We start from the raw sequence: 22,506 nt of genomic DNA on the forward strand, positions 1-22,506 counted from the left end.
CGACCGTTCGTGACCGAATACGCCAGGTAGCCGTTACCTCCGCGGCCCCGTGTAACGGAAAATGGTGCTGTCGACGTCCTGCGCGGACACGGACCAGTCGGGGCTGGACCGCAATTGGTCCTCGAAGTTGTCGACCGATCCGTCCGGTAGATAACCGTAGTAGCGGATGGCGGCAGTGCCCTGCGTGTTGAACACGAGATACGTGTCGCCTTCGCGTTCCGCCGCATCCGCGGTGAGCATCTCGATCTGGCCGCCGTGCGGGAAGCCCTCCAGCAAGGCCGGCGGCAAGGCCAGCAGGGGTTGATCGAAATCCTTGTCGACGACGGCGAACTTGATGTAGTCGGCGCTGACACGAGTGGGGAGACCCGCGGGATAGAGGGACATGATCGTCGCCGGTGGCTGTTCGTTCGCGAGGATGTCCTCCGCGAACGTCACCTGGGACTGATAGCCGACGACCAGCGACCACAGCCCGTAATACCCTTGCAGGCCGGCAAACGTCACGTATGCCAGTCCGCTCGCGAGTCCGACGGGGACGACTGCGCGGAGCAATCCGGACCGGAACCTGATCGTGAGCGCGTCCACGAGAATCGGTGCGATGAGGATCGCGCAGCCGGGCACGGCGTAGAGGTAGACCCGGAAGATCGCCTCACCACCGTAGCTCTGACCCGCCAGCAGGGCGAACGAACTGAACGCCATGACGGTAGCGACCCAGGCGGGACGTTTGCTGCGCCAGAGGAGGATCGCGCAGACCACGGCGAGCAGGATGATGCCCGCGGACAGGGAACGGCACACGGCAGAGGTGAAGATCTTCCCCAACGTGCCGACCGCGGTCACGTTGCTGGCGGCGTTGTCGACCGGGTTGAAACCGGACAGCAGCCCGTACGGTGCCACGATGTCCAGCCGCGGCACGAGATAGGCGACGAGGATCGCGAAGTAGGGCACGGGAAGCCACCACGGGCGGATCTTCCGCGTCACTGCCAGGGCCGCCGTCACACCGAAAAGCCAGTAGGGGGTCAGCTGGTGGGTGGGTACCAGCGCAGCGAAGACGAGGATCGACAGGTACGCCGCGGATCGGTGCTCCGTCGACACGACGAGCAGTGCCACCACACCCAGCGCCATGACGAGTGCGATGGCCTGCGGCGAGAAGTAGTCCTGTCCCACCCAGTTGGCGAGTTCCGCGACCATCGCAGCTGTCAGTGCCACCCGCATGTCGAACCCGAGGAGCCGGGCGATCGCGGCGATCACGACCGCCAGCAACACGTGGATCACCGGCGCGAACCAGTGGGCGATGGACATCATGTCTGCCGACGTGATGTCACCGAACCACGCGAATGCGGTGAAGAAACCCGGCCACTCACCGTAGATGTCGACGCCCTTGGGCGGCAGTGTCTGGAACTGCTGGATGTAGTCGACCACGCCGAGGTGCTTGTACGTCCACCCGTAGATGGGCACGTCGGTGACGAGTGTCGGGGTGAGCCGTTCCACCACGATCACACCGAGCAGGGCCGTGGCCGCGGTCCCGACCGCCCCCGCGCGGAGCGCCCAGACGAACGCGCCGAGCATCATCAGCGCGCACACCACCAGGCCGGGCCCGCTTCCGACGAACAACAGGCCGAACTGTGAGTACCCGGTGGTGCCGAGCCCGGCGAGCACCGCCCCCCAGAGAGCCAGGGCCACGGCGACGAGGATCAGGGGTCGATTGACGCGGGCGGCGTGACCCCAGTGCGACAGACGAAACCACACCTGCTGCAGGGTGACCGCGCGAACCGGGTCGGCGCCGGTGTCGTGCCACCGATGCCGCAGCGCGGACGCGACGACGGCCAGGACCATCACCAGCAGCAGACCGATGGCGGGCCAGCGGTAGAACCACGCCAGGACGGTGGTGGCGGCGGTCACCACGGACAGCCCGAGGACGGGGACGGCCGCGACGGCTGCGGCGACCGGTATCCGCAGCCACGTCACGATCGCGAGACCAGGGCCGCTCAGTACGAACACCGTCAGGAGTACGGCGCTGACCGGCGACGGAAGCGGCGCAAGGGATGTCAGTCCCGCGACCGCCGACGCCAATGCGGCGACGTCGTAGTACCGGGACAGCTCCGGAGCCGTCCTGTTCACGCGCTCCGCAGTGAGGAGATCACTCATCGGTCACCTTCACCCAATCGACGAGCATCGTCGCCGGAAACGTCGTGTCGGCTCCGACGTCACCCGGCCACCGTCCGCCGACGGCGACGTTCAGCAACAGGGAGAACGGTTTGTCGAACACCCACTCCTGCCCCGGGTCCAGATCCGCACGCGAGAACTCGCCCGTCACACCGTCGTCGATGCCGAACGTGATCCGGTCCGCCGACCGTTCCACCCAGTAGTCGTGAAAACCGTCCGACACGTCGTTGCTGCCTTCGACGTTCAGATACCAGGGTGTGCCGTCCGCGGACGGGCCGTGCAGCGCACTGTGATAGAACGACGCGTCGTTGATCGTCTCGATCACGTCGATCTCTCCCGACTGCGGCCAGCCCACGCGGTTGACGTCCGTGCCCATCAACCAGAACGCCGGATGCAGGCCCTGTCCCTTCGGCATCTTGATGCGGGCCTCGGCACGTCCGTACTGGAAGGCGAAGCGGTCGAGGGTGACCAGCCTGGCTGACGTGTAGCCCGATCCGTCGCGGCGGGCTTCGATCACGAGGTTGCCCTCGCCGTCGAGCCGGGAATTGGCGGGATCGTCCGTGTAGACCTGCGCCTCGTCGTTTCCCCAGCCTCCGCCCCCGACCGCGTGGCCCCAGTAGCGGGAGTCGGGTGAGGTTCCGGCGGCCCCGACGAAATCGTCGAACATGAGCACCGACTCGCCCTTCCCGGATGCCTGCGCGACATCGCTCGACGCATACCACCCGGTGGCGCCGACGCAGGCGAGCGCGAGGAACACCGCAGCCGACGACACTGCACGGGTCCTGCGTGGACGGTTCAGCTGCCTATGCACCGGCTTTGTCTCCGACCCGGACGTCAGCCGAACGCCGAACCGACTGCAGCTGTGTCACGAGGTGGACGCACACGACGAACCCGAGGATCGCCGAGTACGCCGCGACCCGTTCGATACCACCGACGCCGAGACCGAGGTCCCAGGAGTAGGTGAAACAGAAGTACCCCACCAGACCGATCACCCCCAGCGCGAGGGCGACGTACGTTGCCGGACCCGACCTGTGGGGCCATACGGTGAGCGCCGTCGTCAGTGTGAAGAGACTGCCGAAGATGAGGAACAGCGTGGCACCGAGCGAATGCACCTCCCAGTGCGTGTTCGACGGCGCCAGACCGACCACTACTCCGCCGATTCCGGCTACGACGAGGAATACCACCGGAACGAGCGGGAGCACCCGCTCGACGCGGTACCAGAGGACGGCGCCGACGACATATGCGACGCCGACCATGACGAACGCCGCGTCCATCAACAGCGACGTCCTGCTACACGGCGCCGTGCCGTCGGTGCCGCAGAACGGGACGCCGAGGTCGCTGATGAAGTTGGCGGAATAGCTGTAGTGACCGCGCCAGGTTCCGGCGACGAGGAATTCGACGACGAAGAACTGCAGCACGGCGACGGTGAGGTACAGCGGAGTTCGCTTCGAAGTCTCCAGGACGTGTGAGGGCATGGCTAGACAATCCTTCGAGACAGGAGAGACAGTGGATCACACAGGGCGTCCGCAAGTGCGTCGCGGACGAGTTCAGGGTCGAACACGTTGTCGTGCAGGGACGCCGACACGTCGAGTTCGGGACCGCGGCGCACCGAGGTGAAGACGATCGACGCCGGATCGGCCGGTTCGCTCAGCGCGGTGACGATCCGCCGGCCGGGCTCGTCGGTCCAGTCGAGATCGGCCAGCAGCGCCGCCTCGCCCATGTCGGAGTACACGAGTCTCGCCCGGGGTGTCGCCGCGACGTGGGAGGCCGCAGTGTGCGCCGTGCCGGCACGCACCCGCCTACGGAACTTGGCGATGCTGAGTGCGAGAGAGGCGAGCGGCCTGCCCGACGCGGTGGCCTGCGCGATCGCCGCACTCATCTCTGCGGCATCACCGGGGTCGGACAGTGCGAATCGCACTCCGGCAGCGAAATTTCCGTTCACCGTCGCACCGTCCGGAAGGTAACGGCGGCAGTCGAAAAGGACGTCGACCCTGTCTTCGATCTTCAGGCCACGACTGCGCATCGCCCGCGCGACGGCCGCAAACAGCAATGACGACACCGACGCCCCGGGCAGATCCCGATCCCGCCAACGACGGAGTTCCGCGATGGTTCCGGACACTGCGGACGCGACGACCGCAGTGGGCGCTCTGCCCCAGGGTACGACCTCGACGGGACAGGAATCGTGTGCGGTGGAGGGCCGGGATTCGAGGAGCTGAGCGACACGGGCGGGGGACGACGCGAACGCCCGGGTCAGGGCGCGTGCGAGCGGCAGTGCGCTGTCTCGCGTCCGGGCCCATTCGGGGACCGGCGTCCCGCTGCGTCCGCCGGCGACAGCACGGACGAGTGACAGTGCGAGCCTTCCGTCACCGAGTCCGTGCGAAATGTCGAGGAGGAGAAAGTCACCCGCGACCGCGACGTTCAGCGGGTACACGGATGCACCCGCGCGCGCCAGCCCGGTCAGCAACCGAGGCACGTCCTCCCGGGTGCACGGCCCCAATTGCTGGACGTTCCCGAGGAAGTCCTGCGGTCGGTGCTCCCACCGGCGTGACTCGGTGGTCGGGACGAGCCCGATCGGAGTGTGACGTCCACCGGCGTGCGCGAGCACGGTCAGCGTGTCCCGGATCTCGCCGATGCTGGGCAGGCGGACGGGACCGATTGCGGTGATCATCCGGCTGCCGCTGCGCATCAGGTCGCGGGAACTCGCTCTATCCGTCGACATCGGACACCTGCCACATCGGTTTCTGGTTCGCGCTCTTCTTCGCCAGCCACCGCTCCCACTTGGCGCGGTTCTGGAGTCGGCGGAGCCACGAGATGAGCGGTCCGGCGAGGATCACGGCGGTCAGTGTCTCGGCGACGAGATACGCCCAGCCCACCCCCGCGACGCCGACCGACGCGCTGAAGACCAGGCTGCCGACGATGATCACCACCGTGGCCAGGCACTGGGTGACGACGGCGAGGGTGAGCCGCCGGTACACCCGTGCGAGACCGTCGTAGACGGCGCCGATGACGGCGAGGGGCACGAAGACCGCGGCGAGATGGAGCAGCGGCGTTCCTTCCGCACGGTATTCCGCCCCGATGACTCCGAGCGCGGGCGGCGCGACGAAGGCCAGCCCGAATCCGCCCACCACCGCGATCACGGCAATGGTGCGGACGAACCGGCGGGACAGGCTGACGATCTTGTCCGGATGCGCGGCGGCCTCGGCCACGAACGGGCCCACCATGAGGTTCACCATGATGTAGAGGGCGCTGACGATCGACCACGTCACCGCGAAGTAAGCGTTCGCCGCGGTGCCGACCCGGGTGACAACGATCAGCGGGACGACGAGCGGGGCAATGGCCCCCAGGGCCGAAATGCCGTACGAGGAACCGAAGTACACCCCGAGTTCCTTGTTGGAAGGCAGCGCGGGTACCTGCCGGTATCGCGGGTCGGACCGGATGCGCAGCCCCATCGACGTCAGCAGAACCACAACGGCGACCGCCGCGGTGACCCCCCAGGACGCGACGATGGCGAGCGCCGACCCGGACGCCGCGAGCACCACGACCGCCAGCAGTTTGGCCAGCGCGTGGAAGACGTTCTTCGACGCCGCCCAGCGGGCCACGCCCAGACCGGAGACGGTCTGGTCCTGCAGCGCGAAGAGCGCGAGGACGACGACGAACACCGGATAGATCGCGATTTCCAAGTTGTTTTCGAACAGCGTGTCCCGCGGACCGAGGACGATGAGCCCGACAGCCGACACGAAGGCCAGCGTGGCCACGGCGGCGAAACCCTTGACCAGCAACGGTCCCGCGCGGTGGCCCGCCACCGGCAGGAAGCGCTCGAACATCGAGCCGAGGCTGAGATTCGAGAGCGTCGACAGCATGATCGCCGTCGAGATGAGAGCGGACGCCACGCCCACCTGATCAGCGGGGAACAACCGCGCAGCCGCGCCCCAGAAGGCGAGGCCGAGGACACCGGTGACGACACTCGACAGCATGAGTGCCATCGAGTTGAGCTGCAGATTCCGCCCCGCAGAGCGCGGTGGCTGCTCGGCACGGTGTCTGGCGCGTAGTTGCGACTGCGTCGCTGTCAGGGATCCCATGACTACCCGACCAACGCCGACCGGGAATCGTCACGGGCGTCGTCGACACGGCCCACGGTCAGTTCACCGAGCGCAGTGGCGAGGACGTCCCGGAGAACCCTGTCGCGCAGGGCGGTGCTGTACAGCGAGTGGTCACCGGACGGGTAGGTGACCAGACGTCCGTTCCAGCCGGCACCCCGCAGCCGGCGAAGGCTGCGCTCGCCGTGGTTCTCGACGAACGCCGCGTAATCGACCGGTGAGAGGAGGACGGTAGCGTGCACGCCGCGCTCGTGAAGCGGAGCGAGCATGACTTCCGGCACCTGCAGCAGCCCGGCCCGGCCCAGCCACAACCAGCCGCGGTAGGGCAACCACACCCGCAGGTATTTCTTCGCCGTCGCCGCGTGCCGGTGGAGCAGCGCGAGCGCTGCCCCCTTCAGGGACCTCCGGTCGGCGTCCATCGTGGACTGCTTCACGAACGCCTTCCGGGTGATTGTCCAGTCCGCCATGTTGACCAGGACCACTGCCCGGACGGGGTGCCGGATGGCGGCGTAGCTCGAATTCCATGCCCCCGAGCACATCCCGGCGAGCACAACCGATCCGGGCGGCGCACCGCTGACGGAGATGATGTCGACGGCGTCGTCCCGGGATTCGTCCGTGTAGATGGTGGTGCATTCGCCGTGCTGCACCAGACCGGTGTCGCCGGTGCCGCGACGATCGAAGCGGACGCTGACGATCCCGTGGGCCGCCAGCTCGCGCGCGGTCTCGGCCCACAGCCGGACCGGTCCCACACGGTGCTCGTTGGCGGTTCCGTGGAAGATCACCGTCGGTCCCGCAGGGCTGTGCGTCGCACCCTGTTCGGCCGCGACGGACGTACGGATCGTGAAGAGTTCGGCCGCTCCCGCGAACTCCAGTGTCTCGATGACCTGCCTGCCGTCGACGGTGCGATCCACCACGGCGGTGGGGCGGAGATCGAGTGCGGCACCGGTGTGGTGGTCGCCGAAGGATGCGGACATCCATGCCGCGATCCGGTCGATGTCGCCGAACGGGTGCCGGACCACGAAGTCCGCCGGCTCGAGGAATGATTCGTAGTCGTGGACGGTGACGGTCTCGGCGTTCCAGGCGGCAACGGCCTCACGCGTCGCGACGGAATCGACCTCACTGTCCCGCACCGCCATCAGGACCTTCGCGCCCGACGGCGGGGTCGCGGCACGCAGAGACATCGCCGACAGGGCCGACGCAGCGGCCGGTGCGAGCACCGCACCGATGAGCGTCACTCGCGGATCGTCCGTGTCCTCGGGACCGACCACCATCTGGTGGAGCGCGGTCTGCTTGCGCAGGTAGGCGCGGCCACGAACCACAGGATCCCACAAGGCCACGGCCCGCACCGGACCGCACACCGCGGCGACCTGTGCGGCGAGCAGGGCGCCGACCCGGAGGCCGACCAACCCGATGTCCGTGATGCCGGAGCTGCGCACGTAGTCGACCGCTCTCCGGATGCTGTCGAGCCACCCCGCGACCGCGTCGGAATCGTCCTGGGCGCCGGACGAGTCGCCGGTGCCGCGGTAGTCGAACCGCAACACCAGCAGCCCTCGAGCGCGTAATTGCTGGGCGAGATACACCATTCCGCGATACGAGTCGACCTGTTCCTTGCCGATCGGCGGGCAGAGGACGACGGCACCGCGGCAGCGGCCGTCGGCAGGACGATCGACGACGGCGAACAGCGGTGCGTCGTCCGGTCCGAACCAGGTGGCGAACCGGGTGCCGTCGGCGCGGCCGCCGAGCGGCTCGGTGCCTACGAGATCAGGATGGGCCGTCATGAGTCACCCCTCTCATCGGCGCCGGATCCCGGCCCTCGACGCGGGCCTTCAGATAGGCGAACGGTCCGCGTGCGATGGACCGGAGCTCGGTGGCCCCGATCCCCTCGGGAAGGTGGTCGGCGAGACGGTCCGGAGGCGTGGCGACGTGGGACATCTTCCGCGACAGACGGAGAAACGTGGGCGCCTGCCGCACCGCGATACGCACCGCGAGCCACGCGGTGCGTGGATGGACGGCGATCTTGGCCAGCCAGGCGCCGAGTCCGAGTCCGTAGCCGCGCGCCTGGACGGCGAGCGCCTCGTTGTCCTCGCGGTGCCGATGCCACACGACCGCCCCGGGTCGGTACGCCAGTTGCCGCCCGGAGTGCAGCACGCGGAAGAACATGTCGAGGTCTTCGCCGCCGTCGGTGGGGGCTCCCGCCCCGAGTGCCTCGTCGAAACCGCCGAGCGCGTACACGGCCTGCCGGTCGACGGCGAAATTCGCGCCGGTGCCGTAGATCCCGACCTGGAAGGGGAAGAGCGGCACGTCGGCGGGCGGGTGCGCGAGGTCGAACAGCCGTGGGACACAGGAACTTGCCCACCCCACCCGCTGATCGAAGTACGCCTGCGCGGGTGTGCGGATCTCACCGCTCGGGACGATCCCGCATACGCACGCCACCGCGTTCCCTGCACCGAAGCCGGCCACGAGTTCGGTGAGCCAGTGCGGGTCGACCACGACGTCGTCGTCGGTGAACGCGATGATCTCGGTGTTCGCCGCGCGGACTCCCGCATTGCGCGCCCGGGACAGTCCGGGCCGGGGCTCGGTCACGACGCGCACGCGGGGGTCACCGAGTTCGGCGACATACCGCTGGGTGGCATCCGTGCGGGATGCGTTGTCGACCACGATCACCTCGTAGCCGGGATGGTCGAGCGACAGGATCGATTGCAGGGCGTCCTTCAGGCTGTCGACCCGGTCGCGGGTACACACCACGACGGTGACGGACGGGCCGGATGCTTCGGTGTCGACGACGCTGTCGGCCACCGCCATCGGCACGAGCCCGTCCAGTGCGTGCCGCAGTGCGGCGGTCTCGAGCCTGCCGTCCTCGATGTCCACCTCGACGAATCCCAGCAGGGTGCGATCTTCTCGCACGAGCAGCCGGGCGCGCCGATAACCCTCGGCTCGGTCCAGCCGGTATTCGGTGTCTTCCCGGACAGGTCCACGTAGTTCGCCGACCCAGACGGCGCCGTCCCACGTCGGCGCGTGATCACTCTCGAGAGCCGGCGCCAGGTCGATCCGGCGATCGAGTGTTCCAGTCATGCCGTCACCCGCTTCGATCGCAGACCGACGAGACCTCGGACGTATCCGGCTGCGGTCACCGTGAACCCCGCGACCACGGCACCCGCTCGGAACAGTCCGCCGTGCCGAGGGGACGCGATCCCCGCGACGACGGCTCGTGGGAGTACACGTGCGGTGTACGCCCGTTCGCTGCTGAGCGCGTCGCCGGCCCCGACGAGATCGGAGACCAGCGCTTTCGACACGCCCTCGTGGAAGCAGCGCGAGAGGAAGTAGCGGAACGTGGTGCGGTCGTCACTGACGCGGTGCACCACCCTCATCGCGGGGTCGAACAGCAATTGCGCGGTGGGCTTGTGAGTTCGGATCCGGATGCAGAGTTCGGTCTCCTCGCACCCGACCGGCCTCTTCCCGACCCTGCCGATTCCGTCACTGAACCCGTCGACGGTGTCGAAGACCGTGCGCCGCAGAGACATGTTGCAGCCGATGAAGTTCCGCACCGGTTCGATGCGCGTCGGCTGGCCGACGTAGCTGCAGCCGACCACCCAGTCGAACTCGGCGGGCATCCACACGGGACGGTCGGCCGGCCACGCCGGGCTGGCGAATCCGCCGACACCGAGCACGTCGGGATCGGAATAGTGGGCGGCGGACACGCGATACCAGTCGAGCTCGGCGCGGGCATCGTCGTCGAGGAACGCGATCATGTCGCCCCTCGACGCGCGGACGCCGGTATTGCGGGCGCCGGACAGGCCCTTCGACTCGGAATTGCGTAGCACGGTCACACGAGGTTCCGCTGCGAAGTGCCGTTCGGCATGGGAGAACAACTCCTCCGAATGATCGATCACCAGCAGCACCTCGAGGACCGGCACACTCTGGGCGAGGACCGAGTCGACCGCGGCGCACAGGTCGCTCCACCGTTCGGTGGTGTAGGCGCAGATGACGACGGAGCAGGACACGAGCGTGGACACCGTCATGGCCGCTCAGCCCTGCGGGACGGGCGCCGGGGACAGGTGCGTTGCGGTCGTGCGCTGTTCGCTCCTGATGGTGCGCAACACACGAAGTCCGTCCCGCACCGCGTTCAGGTTGCTCTCGCCGTGGATGCGATCCTGCTCGAAACTCGGGACCTCGGTGATCTTCAGGCCCGCGTTGGCGACCCGCACGTTGATGAGGGTCTCGATCTCGAACCCGTCGCCCCACTGCGCCTCGGCCGCCTCTACCGCGGGCAATGCCATCACCGGGACGTGGTGGCGCCAGAATGCGTTGTAGCCGTAGCACAAGTCGCTGAACGCTGCCCCGAACTTGAGGTTGACGATGGCGTTCAACGCCTTGTTTCCGAGCTTTCGACCGAAGGTGATGTCCGAGCTGCCGCCGCCGTCTGCGAAGCGGGTTCCCTTCGCGAAGTCCGCGCCGGCCACGAGGGCACCGACGAACAACGGGATCTCTGCCGGGTCGGTGGAGCCGTCGGCGTCGATCATCACGATGATGTCGGACGTCGCGACACGGAATCCGCAGGCCAGGGCGTTGCCCTTGCCCTTGCGACTCTGCGTCACGAACTTCGCGTCCGGCCACAGGCTCCGCGCCACATCGACGGTGTCGTCGACTGAATGGCCGTCCACGAAGACGATTTCGTCGATGTCTGCCGGCATGCGCGCGGCGACATGAGGAAGGTTCTTGGCTTCGTTCATCGCGGGCACGACGACGGTGACCGTCGGGCGGCCGGGCGCGCGGTCGGCGGCGCCGGTCTCGTCGATGTCGTGCGCGTCTGTCTCGTCGGAAGGTTCCAGGCGGTCAGGCGTGTACAGGCTCATGTGTCCGTCTCTCATCGTCGGGCAATCGACTCGGCCCGGAAGCGTCACTATGTGTGGTCCCCTGTGGGTATCGGCCCTCGCCCGACCGGGAGCTCGGATACCCACCACGTGCAGTGCGCGAAGACCATAAACACCCGAGCAGAAGGACTTCGCAGTACTTCGAAACGCGTATTTGCAACCAACTGGTCTTCTATGCGCGCTTTAAACTACCTCAGGTTTGTTTTTCGTGCACTACGGACACGGGAGTGATACATCCCTCAGTTACATTTTGGCAAACCCGAGCGATAACGCCGATCGCCCCGGTATCAGGACGTCCAGTACCCGAGCCAGTCCGCGGGGGCGAGTTCGGTCTTCCCCGCCGCGCGCGCAGCATCCTCGGCCGCGCGGACACGGGCGATCAGGTCATGCGTCGCCGCCTGCAGCCTCGACTCGGCAGCCACCACCGCCGCGCTGTCCGCCGTGATCTCCGCGGGCACCAGCTCGGGCGGCAGGCCAGCCTTGCTCGCGCGGGCGATGACCTTCGCCGCGAGGGATGCCGCGGGCTGACTCATCGCGACCCCGTCGAGGCAGGAGCTGCGGGCCTTTTCCGCCGCCTTCCGGATCTCCCAGGCCCGTTCCTGCTCGGCGATGTCGATCGGGCCGACGACGTCCTCACCGAGGTGGGGGCTGCGGTGCACGAGTTTGGCGACCAGGGTCGCGGCCACGTCGTCGACGTCGAAATTGCCCGACGCCGAGGCGATGCGCGAATGGAACAGGACCTGCAGCAGCAGATCCCCGAGCTCTTCACGCAGGTCCCCGGGCTCGGCGGACTCGATCGCGTCGAGAACCTCGTACGTCTCCTCGACGAGGTAGTGCGACAACGTCCGGTGTGTCTGCGTCACTTCCCAGCCGCCGTAGCTCCACAACCGGTCCATCACCTCGGCGGCCTCGACGAGGTTGTCGCCCGGGACCTTCGGTGCCGCGATGATCCGGGACCCCGACGCGACCCACTCGCGCACGGTGGGATGGTCGGGATCGGTACTGATCAGGACCGCGGCGCCGGGTGCGGCGGACAGCAGCGTCCGCACGGACTCGGGCACCTCGTCGGTGAACGCCACTCCGCCACCGACCACCCCGACGGCTTCCATCGGGATCGTCGTGGGCCGCAACGGGTCGAGCAGGACCACCGTCATCGGGTCAGGCCTCCATCACCACGGCCCCGGCGGCCTTGCCGTCCAGTGCGAGCACGAAGTCCGCGATGTACTGCAGCAACTCCACGTCGCGCACCCGCTCGGCGCCGATCCCGCCCGAACCCGCCCGGGGCAGCGGCAACTGCACCATGCCGGTGGTGGCGCGGTACTGCGCACTCGGGTAGATCCGCTTGAGACGCAGCTGCTTCGAGTCGGGCAGGGCCATCGGCGCGATCTTCAGCTGCGTTCCGACGACGGCGATCTCCTCGAGGCCGTATTCGCGGGCCAGCAGGCGCAGCTTGGCCACTGAGACCAGTCGGCGAACCTCCTCGGGGAGGGGGCCGTACCGGTCGACGAGTTCGTCCACGACGGCGGTGATGCCGTCGAGTTCGGTGGCGGCCGCGAGCTTTCGGTACCCCTCGAGCCGGAGACGGTCGCTGGTGACGTAGTCCGGGGGGATGTGCGCGTCGACGGGAAGGTCGATCCGGACTTCCTTCGGGGCGTCCTCCGTCGTGATCGGCTTGCCGTCGGCCGCCGCCCGGAAGGCCTCGACCGCCTCCCCCACCAGCCGCACGTACAGGTCGAACCCGACTCCTGCCACGTGACCGGACTGCTCGGCGCCCAGCACGTTTCCGGCGCCACGGATCTCGAGGTCCTTCATCGCGACCGCCATGCCCGCGCCGAGGTCGGAGTTCTGCGAAATGGTCGCCAGGCGGTCGTAGGCCGTCTCGGTGAGCGGCTTCTCCGGCGGGTACAGGAAGTACGCGTAGCCGCGTTCACGGCTACGCCCGACGCGACCGCGCAACTGGTGCAACTGCGACAGGCCCAGCGAATCGGCGCGTTCGACGATGAGCGTGTTGGCGTTGGAGATGTCGAGGCCGGTCTCGATGATGGTGGTGCACACCAGCACGTCGTAGTCCCGCTCCCAGAAGCCCTGCACGGTCCGCTCCAGCGTGTCCTCGTTCATCTGCCCGTGCGCGACGACGACACGCGCCTCGGGGACGAGGTCGCGGATCCGCTGGGCGGCCTTGTCGATCGAGCTGACCCGGTTGTGGACGTAGAACACCTGCCCGTCGCGGAGCAGTTCGCGTCGGATGGCGGCGGCCACCTGCTTGTCTGCGTACGCGCCGACGTACGTGAGGATGGGGTGCCGCTCCTCCGGCGGTGTGAGGATCGTGGACATCTCGCGGATGCCCGCCATGCTCATCTCGAGCGTTCGCGGGATCGGCGTCGCCGACATGGTGAGAACGTCCACGTGGGTGCGCAGCGCCTTGATGTGTTCCTTGTGCTCCACACCGAAGCGCTGTTCCTCGTCGACGACGACGAGGCCCAGGTCCTTCCACCGGATCCCGGTCTGCAGCAGCCGGTGCGTGCCGACGACGACGTCGATCTCGCCGTCGGCCATGCCGGCGATGATCTCCTTGGAGTCCCCTGCATCCGTGAACCGGGAGAGCCCGCGTACCGTCACCGGGAACGCCGCCATCCGCTCGGTGAACGTCTGCAGGTGCTGCTGAGCGAGCAGCGTCGTCGGCACCAGGACCGCCACCTGCTTGCCGTCCTGCACGGCCTTGAACGCCGCCCGTACCGCGATCTCCGTCTTGCCGTAGCCGACGTCGCCGATGACGACGCGGTCCATCGGGACGGCCTTCTCCATGTCGGCCTTGACCTCGCTGATGACCGTCAGCTGGTCGTGGGTCTCGGTGAACGCGAACGCGTCCTCCATCTCCTTCTGCCACGGGGTGTCCGGGCCGAACGCATGACCGGGTGCGGCCTGCCGCGCCGCATACAGCTGGACGAGTTCACCGGCGATCTCACGAACCGCCTTGCGCGCCTTGCGTTTGGTGTTGGCCCAGTCGGAACCGCCGAGCTTGCTGAGTGCGGGCAGTTCGCCGCCGACGTACCGCGACAGCTGGTCGAGGGACTCCATCGGGACGAACAGCCGGTCGCCCGGGTGGCCGCGCTTGCTGGCGGCGTATTCGATCACGAGGTATTCGCGCCGCGCGCCACCGATAGTCCGTTCGACCATCTCGACGAATCGTCCGATGCCGTGCTGGTCGTGCACCACCATGTCGCCGGCCGTCAGGGCGAGCGGGTCCACCTGGTTGCGGCGCTTGGCGGGCAGCCGCTTGCCGTCGCCGACCGCGGCCACCCGGTTGCCGGTGAGATCGGACTCCGTGACGACGACGAGTCCGGGGGTGGTGTCGCCGCCGGGGAAGACCAGGCCGTCGTGCAGCGATCCGCGCAGCACCCCGACCTGACCGCGGGCGGGCTCCGAACCGGGTGCGAGTTCCGCCGCGGGCACCTCGGCCTCGCGGAGGCGCTCGAGCACACGATGCGCGGTACCGGCGCCTGCGACCACGATGACTGCCCGGCCGCCCGTGCTGACATGGGCGCGCAGGCTCACGAACAGTTCGGACAGCAGCTCGTCGGAACCGCGGACCTGCGGTGCAGGGGTGACCGCCAGCTCCAGCTCCTCGCCGCTGCCGGACGCGAGCGGGCTCAGCGTCCACCACGGCAGACCGGCGGCCTCCGCGGATTCGCGGACCTGGCTGAGCGAGCGGTAGGCGGAGGCGCCGAGGTCGATGCCGTCGCCCTTCAGCACCGACGTGTCGAGCGGGGCGGCGCCGCCGATCGAGGCCGCCGTCCACGACGCCTCGAGGAACTCCTGACCGGTGCGCACCAGGTCGGTGGCGCGTGTCCGGATCTTCTCCGGATCGCACAGCAGCACGTGCGCGCTTTCGGGCAGCACGTCGGTGAGCAGTTGCAGCTGCCCCGGCCGCAGCACGGGCAGCAGTGCCTCCATGCCCTCGACCGGGATACCTGCCGACATCTTGTCGAGCATCTCGACGAGCGCGGCGTCGGCCTGGTTGTCGACCGCGAGCTGCGCGGCCCTGTCGCGGACGTCCTCGGTGAGGAGCAGTTCGCGGCACGGCGGCGCAATGACGGCGTCGATGTCGAGTTCGGCGAGCGACCTCTGGTCGGCGACGGAGAACGCGCGCAACTCGGTGACCTCGTCGCCCCAGAACTCGACGCGCACCGGATGATCCGCGGTGGGCGAGAACAGGTCCAGGATGCCGCCGCGGACGGCGAACTCGCCGCGCTTGCCGACCATGTCGACGCGCGTGTACGCCATTTCGACGAGCCGGTGGATCAGCCCGTCGAAGTCGTGCTCCACCCCCACCCGCAGCGTGACGGGTTCGATCTCACCGAGACCGGGCGCCATGGGCTGCACCAGTGAACGGACGGTGGTGACGACGACCTGGAGCGGCGCCCCGTACGAGCGGTCGTCGGGCCGCGCGAGCCTGCGGAGCACCTCCACCCGGCGACCGACCGTGTCGGCGCTCGGCGACAGCCGTTCGTGCGGCAACGTCTCCCACGACGGGAACTGCGCCACGGCGTCGCCGATCATCTCCTGCAGTTCGGCGGTGAGGTCGTCGGCCTCGCGACCGGTGGCGGTGACCAGAAGCAGGTGGGTGCGCTCGGCGAGGGCCGCGGCCACGAACGGCCGGGCGGGTGCGGGCGCGACGATGTCGAGGTGATGCCGCCCGAGGGCCTCGGTCACCTGCGCGACGACGGCGTCGCCCAGCGCGATCTTCGCCAGTCCGGCGAGCGGGGTGTCGGACGAGGGCTCGGCAGCGATGAGCGGGGAAGACAACGACGCACTCCTGAGCAGTGATGACGAACTGCCGGCGAACAGCTCGGGCCGGGACGAGCGGCCAGTTGCGGACTGAGCCAGCCTAGTCGATATCGCATATCGACGGACCGGGGTCCGGATCAGGTGGATGCCCGCGCGACCGGGGCGACGCTCACCGAGTTCAGCGCCCGCACCTGTCCGGTCACCGACTCCGCCGTCCCGGTCCTGCGCACCGGCACGATCCGGGTGCCGCCGGGCGGCAGATGGAACCAGGAGTCGGCGGGTTCGAATCCGCCGAGTTCGAGGTGGACGTACTGCGCAGCGCCGTCGGTGGCGACGTCGACCACCCAGTCGCCGGGCGCCGTTTCCCGCGCCGCCGCCGTCAGGCCGACGGTACGTTCGAGGGCGCGCGCGGGGCCGCCGAAGAGATGAACGGCCTCGGCGGCGACACCGTCCTCTCCCGACAGCGTGACAGTCACGCTCTCGTAGCCGCGGACCCCGAAACGGTGGACGTGTGTCGCGTCGGTGAAGCGACCGAGCAGCACGTCGAGCGACCACCGGCGGGCCGCGTGCGCGGCCAGGGTCACCGGTTCGGCGACGTCGAACGCCCGCGAACCCGTGCGGGTATGTACCTGCACCCGCAACTCCCCCACGATCGCGCGGGCCGAGTCGTTGATCGCGTCGATGCGCAGTCCGTCCATCCCGTCCTCGCCGAGGAGCACCGCCACCGGCCGGGACAGCCGCCGCATCACGAACCACGGCGCCTTCGGCCTGCCGTCGGAGTCGAGCAGTCCCCACCCGGCGCCGGGTTCGAGGTCGCGGAGCGCGAGCACCAGAGCGCCGTCGCATCCCGAGTCGGGCCGACGCCAGTATCCGAGGGCCGCCGCGAAGGCCTCGCAGACGGCGGCGCGACCGAGGGCCAGGTACCGCTCGGGATCACACCAGCGGACCGTCGACGGCTCCTCACCGAACAGTGTCCGCACGTAATGATCGCGGATGTCCTCGAAGTCCCAGGACGCCCCGTTGTCCCGGGGCACGGCGGCCTTCCACCGCGGATGGTGGCCCGCAGCGGCGAGGCTGCCGAACTCGGTCTCGATCGTCGCGTCCGACGGCGGGATCGAGAACGCGAGGCATTCGGCGGCGAACCGCACCCCGGCCTGGCGGACGTCGGACGGCGGAAGCCGATAACCGCCGACGCCGAAGTAGTGCGCGACACCCGTTCCGACGTGGGTCGCGAGCGCGTCGCCTCCCGGCGGCGGGGACGGCGACGACGACACCGCCGCCACCCCCGGCGCGGTCCGCGCGACCACTGCCGGGATCACGTCGTGTACCGCCGGGATGTGCGCCGCGGGGAGCCCGAGCATCGCGGGTTGCTGTTCGGTTTCGCTGCCGCCGCTGAACACGGCGAGCGCGGGGTTCCCGGACAGCGGCCGCAGCACCGCCTCGATCTCCGCGGTCAGCAGTTCCAGGAACGGCTGGTCGTCGGGCGGGTCGAACGTCGACAGCATGGCGTCCTGCCATACCAGAACGCCGAGTTCGGCACAGTCGTCCCAGAATGCGGTGTCCTCGTACAGCATCGTGCCCGGCACCCGGACCATGTTGAGCCCGGCCTCGACCACCCGCTCGAGGGTCTCCCGCGTCTGATCCCGGCCGCCCAGCCCGATCGGATCGACCGGGGTCCAGACGGCGCCGCGGCAGTACACGTCGACGCCGTTGACCGCCAGCCGGAACCCGCCGTCGCCGCGCGCCACGCTCACGGTGCGGAATCCGACGGCGCCCAGGTCGACGACGTGCTCGCCGAGGGTGATGCTCAGCGGATACGTCACCGGGACGCCGTGGGTGTGGGGCCACCACAACCGGGCGTCGGGGATGCGCAGGTGGGCGCGCACGTCCTGCACGCCGGAGCCGGTTTCGACGACGGTCGCCTCCGCGGAGACGTCGCCGAGCCGGACGACGGGCGGCGGGCAGGCCGAGCCGTGCACACGCACGGCAAGTTCCAGCACGCCCGTCCCGTCCTGCACCGTGGTGACCACGTGACGGTCCGACAGCACCGGCGCCGTGCGGTCGTGCAGTCGCACGGGCCGCCACGGCCCGACCGGGGCGGGCACGCCGCCGAAGACCGGAGCGCGACCGAGCAGGCTCGTGCGCATCCAGCGCAGCCCCTGCGCACTCACCAGCGACGACCGCCAGCGTCCGCGGGGCCGCCGGCTGCGCAGCGCCGCGTCGAGCGACGGGAATCGGATCGCCAGCGTGACCGTGCCGGGGCGAGAGTCCACGTCGACCGAGGCCCGCACGAACATCGACTCCGAGGACAGGACGAGGTCGTCGCCGGCCCACACCTCCGCGAGCGAGGCCAGGCCGTCGAACTCGAGCCGCCACGGACCGGGGCCGCCGCCGGACACGTCGGTGACGAACCACCAGTCCACCGCATCGGTCTGCACCGCGCGCGCCGCCGCGACGCCGTCGGCCGCCCGGATCGCGCCGGCCGCGGTTCCCGGAACCTGCGCGGGATACCACGGACCCGGCACACAAGCCAATCCCGACGGATCGGTGACCGAACCCGGTTCCGTTGCCACGCAACGCCACCGGGCGCCGTCGAGTAGATCCACTACGCGCGTCCGACCACGCGCGCCACGCCGTCCACCGATCGTTCCCACGCCTCGGCCATGCCGTCGAGTTGTGCTGACGGGTCGACGCTGCGTCCGCGAGCGGCGCGCGCCATCTGGAACTGCACACTCTTCGCGCCCTGCGCCACCTCCCGGAAGCCCGGAGCGAACGCCGCGGCCCCCGCGAACCCGTTGCGCTCGAGGTACTCGCAGACGTCGGCAGCGAGTTCCGCGGTGGCACCGCACTGCCGCAACACCCCGAACGTCCACAGGTGAAACGTGTCGATGCCCGCGCCGCGGATCCAGGGCACGTCGGCGACCACCCGCTCACCGAGAGCGCGCACCGGATTTCCGTCCGGTCGCGTCGCGAGATGATGCCGCAGCACCGCGTCGAAGCGGCCCGGTCGGTATTCCGGCTCCCCGTCGAACCGGACCTGCTCGACGTACGGCGTGAACGTCGCCGATCCGGCGAGGTCGAGTCCGAACAGCCCGCGAAAGTCGTCCCCGGTCAGCCGGTGATACCCACTGTTATGGAAGTACTCGAGCACACCGGACTCGCGGTCGACGAAGTTCGCGACGATCGTGGTCTTGGTGTGGCTCTCGCGGTAGCCGGTGCCTGCCGTGTCCGGGAGCCAGTGCGCATCCACCTCGACGGTCGACAACATCCCGACTGCGAGATTGTCCTCCACATGGTCGAGGACACCGCGCCAGACGTTCATCTCCCCCACGTCGATCCCGTACAGGGCGAACAGATCCTCGGGCTTGAACTTCAGGAACGTCCACTGCGATCCGTCGAACCGGGCGCCGAATGCGCACGCGGCGGCGGGCACCGGATCGAGCCCGAGCGAGTGGAGTACCTCCACCCACAGGTCGAGGTAGCAGTTGGTCTCGGTCCAGGTCCGTTCGTCCGCGTGGATGGGGTGCGGTTCGTAGCCGTCCGGCGAGATGTCGATCAGCCGGGACGTCACAGCGACATCCGGGATTTCACCGCGCTCGGCCAGCGCGACGGGTCCATGCCGTGGGTCCGCAGCATCGCGAGCGCGATGCGTTCCATCCCGAACCCCACACACGCACTATGCGCGACATCGCCGCCCGCGGTCGCGATGTCGAACGTGACACCGAAATGGTCCTGATGGCAGTTGCACGACACGACGGCGGTCCCGTCGTCGAGATCGCCGTACAGGCGCACCGTCAGCTCGGTCTTGAGGTTCTCGTCGCGCTGGTTGGCGGCCAGCATGCGTCCGGCCCTGCCGAAGAACGGGTCGTTGGCGATCACCGGTGACGCGTCCAGCCACAGGTCGGACAGCACCTCCAGCCCGCGCTCGATCCACGAGTCGCGGTGGTCCGCAGCCTGGTCCGCGGTGCCGATCCGCACGAACTCGTGCATCCGGAACGCCTGCATGCGGGCGGGATCGAACGCGGGCTCGTGCCGGAAGCAGTAGCCGTACACGTCGAGCAGTGCTCCCCCGTCCGGCAGCACTCCCGTGAACATCGGGTACGCGGGATGGCAGGCCGCCGACACCAGCATGGTGTCGGTCGGCTCGAGCCACCTGTCCCAGCTCTCGCCCTCGGCCCGCGCCGCGAGCAGTTGTGCGTGCTCGGCGTTGGTGCCGGTGAACGTGTTGACGGCACCGGTCAGATTCGGGAACGACGCGATGTAGTCGGTACGCTCGAAACTGGTGCGCGGGAACACCGGCGGAAACCGGAATCGGGCCGCGGACGCGCCCGGGCCCGCTGCCCGGACGACCGCGTCGATGCCGTCGACGATGTCCTCGAACAACCCCGACCGTCCGTAGAGGCCGGCGACGGACGTGTCCACCAGGAGCCCGGCTCCCAGCAGTTCCGCCCGGAACGCGCGGCGGGCGCGCTCGAGTTCGCTCGTCTCTTCCTGCTCCACTGCGATATCCGTGCTCATATCGTCCCCCGGTATGCGGTGGCCATCTGCGCCGAGTTGGCCATGATTCGATCGTTGTTGACCATCACGGCCGCACCGTGCGCATCACGCAGGTGCCGGCCGAGCGAGTACTCCGTTTCTTCTCGGTAGCCGGCGATACCACAGATCAGCAGGGCCCTGCCGACGAGGTCGACGGCCAGGGTCGACGCCGTGACCTTGAGGTTGTTCATCGCCAGCGAATAGCCGACGCCGCAGGCGACTTCGGCCTCCGGCGAACCGGCCGGAGCAGCGTCGGCGTCGTCGAACCGCCCGGCTGCCGCGAACACGACGTCCGCGAACTGCTGATGCACAGCGGCTGCCTCGGCGAGGCGTAGGGCGGCGGGCGACGCCGCGCCCGGCTGCTTACGCGCGGCTACCCGCACGTACCGGCGCGCCTTCTCCACCGCGGCGTCGGCGATGCCGAGCCACACCGCCGACCACACCGAGTGCGACACCGGGAGCATGGTCGTCGCCGAGATCTCCGAGTAGGGATCGGCGACGACGAGATCCGGGGTGGTGGTGGCCCGCAGCACGAACCCGGGACTGCAGGTTCCGCGCAGCCCCAGCGTGTTCCAGTCACCGGTGCGCTCGAGCGTCACGTCGGCACGCCGGCAGATGACGAGCACCTGGTCGCTCGGCGGGCTGTCGGGGGTGCGCCGCGCGGTCGCGAGGATCGCGTCGGCGTACTCGCCGTACGAGATGACCGGGGCGTTCTTGACCAGCGACACCACGCCACCGGACCGCTCCACCGCGCAGGTGCTGCGGCGGACGTCGCCGCCGATGCCCAGTTCCGTCGTCGCCGACGCCAGCAGGTACTGACCGGCGACCGCGGCGCGAAGGAAGCCGGCGACGCCATCGCCACCCGGATGTCTTACGAGCGAGAGGATCTGGGTTTGGTGCATCGCGAAGATCATCGCGGTCGCGGCGCACTGGCGGCCCAGGGTCCGGGCGATCGTGCACAGTTCCCGAAGTGTCGCACCTTCACCACCCAGTTCCGGAGGGACGGCGCACGAGAGCAGACGCTGGTCCCGGAGCGCATCCACGGCCTCCTGCGGAAAGCGCGCGTCACGATCGACGTCGACGGCCCACCGCGCGGCCACCTCGGCCACACTCGCGGCCCGCGCCGACGGTCCGGAAACCTGGGCGGACCCGATCCCGGTGTCGCCCGCGAGGGCGATGCTCATGCCACGCCGAGTTCGACGAGCGCGCCCCGGATGGAGTCGACGCTCGCGAACGTGCTCTTGCGCAGCAACTCGTCGGGGAATTCGATGTCGAACGAATCCTCCAGCGCCAGCATGACGTTGACGCTCGCGTGGGATGTCAGACCGAGTTCGTAGAGATCGGCGCCGACGGCGATGCTCGCGGCGTCGACGGACAGCCGGGCGTGGTCGCCGAGAACCTTGCGGATGGTGTGCTCGCTCATGGGTGGCGTTCTCCTTCGTGATCGGGGGGCGTGCCCAGCCGGGACGCGGTGACCATCGCGATCGCGACGTCGGCCTCGTGCGAGATCGAGACGTCGAACCCACCGAGTCCCTGACGCTCGGCGAGTGCCGATGCGTTGCCGGACAATCGCACTCCGCATCCTCCCCAGCTCTCGCGCCGGATCTCGATGGACTGCCACGGCAGGGCGACGTCGCCGGGGCGAAGCACCTTGACCACGGCCTCCTTGGCCGCGAATCGGGCGGCCAGCCGTTGGACCCGCGCAGGTCCTGCGCAGGTTTCCAATTCGTGGGGTGTGAAGATTCTGCTCAGATAGCGGTCGCCGAACCGCTCGACACTGCTTCGCACGTGCCCGACCGTCATCACGTCGCACCCGATGCGGGACTCGGGGATCGGCGACACCGAACCACCAGACATCGATCCCCCTGCTCCAGTCTTCGACAGTCCCACGTTTCGTGCGGGAAGCCACTCTCAGCGACTCTCCAGCAAACCCTTCGAGAAGTTACCGTACTTTGCCAAATAAAGACAAGAGGTCCTTCGGTGTGGGCATAAACATACCCCGAGTCTGTAACGCTGTCTCCTCGAAGCCGATGATGTCCGTGGGTTGTCCGCAA

General features: G+C 68.9%; 17 protein-coding genes. All 17 read right to left on the bottom strand.

All coding sequences use genetic code 11. The features are described from left to right. Positions 1-33: 33 nt before the first annotated feature. The 17 genes from BLV94_RS15570 to acpS all read right to left on the bottom strand — a co-directional run bounded on the left by BLV94_RS15570 (position 34) and on the right by acpS (position 22,309). Complete coding sequence (locus BLV94_RS15570; RefSeq protein WP_072940908.1) at positions 34-2,142, bottom strand: hypothetical protein; 2,109 nt, start codon at positions 2,140-2,142, stop codon at positions 34-36. Further along, a complete protein-coding gene (locus BLV94_RS15575) occupies positions 2,135-2,932 on the bottom strand; it encodes a glycoside hydrolase family 16 protein (RefSeq protein WP_072940910.1) in 798 nt (265 codons plus the stop codon). The genes BLV94_RS15570 and BLV94_RS15575 overlap by 8 nt, the downstream gene beginning before the upstream one ends. Positions 2,933-2,963: 31 nt before the next feature. Further along, positions 2,964-3,635, bottom strand: coding sequence for a DUF998 domain-containing protein (locus tag BLV94_RS15580; RefSeq protein ID WP_072940912.1), 672 nt, complete (start codon positions 3,633-3,635; stop codon positions 2,964-2,966). 2 nt (positions 3,636-3,637) lie between these two features. Continuing rightward, positions 3,638-4,879, bottom strand: a complete 1,242-nt coding sequence (locus BLV94_RS15585) for a hypothetical protein (protein WP_072940915.1) — start codon at positions 4,877-4,879, stop codon at positions 3,638-3,640. Continuing rightward, positions 4,866-6,239, bottom strand: a complete 1,374-nt coding sequence (locus tag BLV94_RS15590; protein ID WP_072940917.1) for a lipopolysaccharide biosynthesis protein — start codon at positions 6,237-6,239, stop codon at positions 4,866-4,868. The genes BLV94_RS15585 and BLV94_RS15590 overlap by 14 nt, the downstream gene beginning before the upstream one ends. Before the next feature lie 2 nt (positions 6,240-6,241). Further along, positions 6,242-8,035 carry a serine aminopeptidase domain-containing protein gene (locus BLV94_RS15595; protein ID WP_072940920.1) on the bottom strand — a complete coding sequence of 598 codons (1,794 nt, stop codon included), beginning with the start codon at positions 8,033-8,035 and terminating at the stop codon, positions 6,242-6,244. Beyond that, positions 8,019-9,329: a glycosyltransferase gene (locus BLV94_RS15600; RefSeq protein WP_072940922.1), complete on the bottom strand. Its 1,311-nt coding sequence runs from the start codon at positions 9,327-9,329 to the stop codon at positions 8,019-8,021. The genes BLV94_RS15595 and BLV94_RS15600 overlap by 17 nt, the downstream gene beginning before the upstream one ends. After that, positions 9,326-10,276 carry a glycosyltransferase family 2 protein gene (locus BLV94_RS15605; protein ID WP_072940925.1) on the bottom strand — a complete coding sequence of 317 codons (951 nt, stop codon included), beginning with the start codon at positions 10,274-10,276 and terminating at the stop codon, positions 9,326-9,328. Before BLV94_RS15605 ends, BLV94_RS15600 begins: the two co-directional genes overlap by 4 nt. Positions 10,277-10,282: 6 nt before the next feature. Further along, a complete protein-coding gene (locus tag BLV94_RS15610) occupies positions 10,283-11,110 on the bottom strand; it encodes a glycosyltransferase family 2 protein (protein ID WP_072940928.1) in 828 nt (275 codons plus the stop codon). 305 nt (positions 11,111-11,415) lie between these two features. Beyond that, complete coding sequence (locus tag BLV94_RS15615) at positions 11,416-12,282, bottom strand: nucleoside triphosphate pyrophosphohydrolase (RefSeq protein ID WP_072940930.1); 867 nt, start codon at positions 12,280-12,282, stop codon at positions 11,416-11,418. A gap of 4 nt (positions 12,283-12,286) precedes the next feature. Next, complete coding sequence (gene mfd, locus BLV94_RS15620) at positions 12,287-15,934, bottom strand: transcription-repair coupling factor (protein WP_072940932.1); 3,648 nt, start codon at positions 15,932-15,934, stop codon at positions 12,287-12,289. A gap of 119 nt (positions 15,935-16,053) precedes the next feature. Continuing rightward, the gene (locus BLV94_RS15625; RefSeq protein ID WP_083395913.1) at positions 16,054-18,489 is read right to left on the bottom strand and encodes a glycosyl hydrolase 2 galactose-binding domain-containing protein; all 2,436 of its coding nucleotides are present in this window, start codon (positions 18,487-18,489) and stop codon (positions 16,054-16,056) included. Positions 18,490-18,521: 32 nt separating this feature from the next. After that, positions 18,522-19,487, bottom strand: a complete 966-nt coding sequence (locus tag BLV94_RS15630) for a DUF1839 family protein (RefSeq protein ID WP_072940938.1) — start codon at positions 19,485-19,487, stop codon at positions 18,522-18,524. Continuing rightward, the gene (locus BLV94_RS15635; protein ID WP_072940941.1) at positions 19,484-20,434 is read right to left on the bottom strand and encodes an amino acid--[acyl-carrier-protein] ligase; all 951 of its coding nucleotides are present in this window, start codon (positions 20,432-20,434) and stop codon (positions 19,484-19,486) included. The genes BLV94_RS15630 and BLV94_RS15635 overlap by 4 nt, the downstream gene beginning before the upstream one ends. Continuing rightward, complete coding sequence (locus tag BLV94_RS15640) at positions 20,431-21,636, bottom strand: acyl-CoA dehydrogenase family protein (protein WP_072940944.1); 1,206 nt, start codon at positions 21,634-21,636, stop codon at positions 20,431-20,433. The genes BLV94_RS15635 and BLV94_RS15640 overlap by 4 nt, the downstream gene beginning before the upstream one ends. Beyond that, positions 21,633-21,875, bottom strand: a complete 243-nt coding sequence (locus BLV94_RS15645; RefSeq protein ID WP_015889559.1) for an acyl carrier protein — start codon at positions 21,873-21,875, stop codon at positions 21,633-21,635. Before BLV94_RS15645 ends, BLV94_RS15640 begins: the two co-directional genes overlap by 4 nt. Further along, a complete protein-coding gene (gene acpS, locus BLV94_RS15650) occupies positions 21,872-22,309 on the bottom strand; it encodes a holo-ACP synthase (protein WP_072940945.1) in 438 nt (145 codons plus the stop codon). The genes BLV94_RS15645 and acpS overlap by 4 nt, the downstream gene beginning before the upstream one ends. Positions 22,310-22,506: the final 197 nt, after the last annotated feature.

It is taken from the genome of Rhodococcus koreensis, assembly GCF_900105905.1.
Classification (GTDB): domain Bacteria; phylum Actinomycetota; class Actinomycetes; order Mycobacteriales; family Mycobacteriaceae; genus Rhodococcus_F; species Rhodococcus_F koreensis.

Bases quoted from the DNA above. Each gene is read 5' to 3' on its own strand.
- BLV94_RS15585 (WP_072940915.1), bottom strand. From the start codon at position 4,879: ATGTCGACGGATAGAGCGAGTTCCCGCGACCTGATGCGCAGCGGCAGC.
- acpS (WP_072940945.1), bottom strand. From the start codon at position 22,309: ATGTCTGGTGGTTCGGTGTCGCCGATCCCCGAGTCCCGCATCGGGTGC.
- BLV94_RS15615 (WP_072940930.1), bottom strand. From the start codon at position 12,282: ATGACGGTGGTCCTGCTCGACCCGTTGCGGCCCACGACGATCCCGATG.
- BLV94_RS15640 (WP_072940944.1), bottom strand. From the start codon at position 21,636: ATGAGCATCGCCCTCGCGGGCGACACCGGGATCGGGTCCGCCCAGGTT.
- BLV94_RS15635 (WP_072940941.1), bottom strand. From the start codon at position 20,434: ATGAGCACGGATATCGCAGTGGAGCAGGAAGAGACGAGCGAACTCGAG.
- BLV94_RS15570 (WP_072940908.1), bottom strand. From the start codon at position 2,142: ATGAGTGATCTCCTCACTGCGGAGCGCGTGAACAGGACGGCTCCGGAG.
- BLV94_RS15605 (WP_072940925.1), bottom strand. From the start codon at position 10,276: ATGACGGTGTCCACGCTCGTGTCCTGCTCCGTCGTCATCTGCGCCTAC.
- BLV94_RS15645 (WP_015889559.1), bottom strand. From the start codon at position 21,875: ATGAGCGAGCACACCATCCGCAAGGTTCTCGGCGACCACGCCCGGCTG.
- BLV94_RS15595 (WP_072940920.1), bottom strand. From the start codon at position 8,035: ATGACGGCCCATCCTGATCTCGTAGGCACCGAGCCGCTCGGCGGCCGC.
- BLV94_RS15610 (WP_072940928.1), bottom strand. From the start codon at position 11,110: ATGAGCCTGTACACGCCTGACCGCCTGGAACCTTCCGACGAGACAGAC.
- BLV94_RS15590 (WP_072940917.1), bottom strand. From the start codon at position 6,239: ATGGGATCCCTGACAGCGACGCAGTCGCAACTACGCGCCAGACACCGT.
- BLV94_RS15580 (WP_072940912.1), bottom strand. From the start codon at position 3,635: ATGCCCTCACACGTCCTGGAGACTTCGAAGCGAACTCCGCTGTACCTC.
- BLV94_RS15600 (WP_072940922.1), bottom strand. From the start codon at position 9,329: ATGACTGGAACACTCGATCGCCGGATCGACCTGGCGCCGGCTCTCGAG.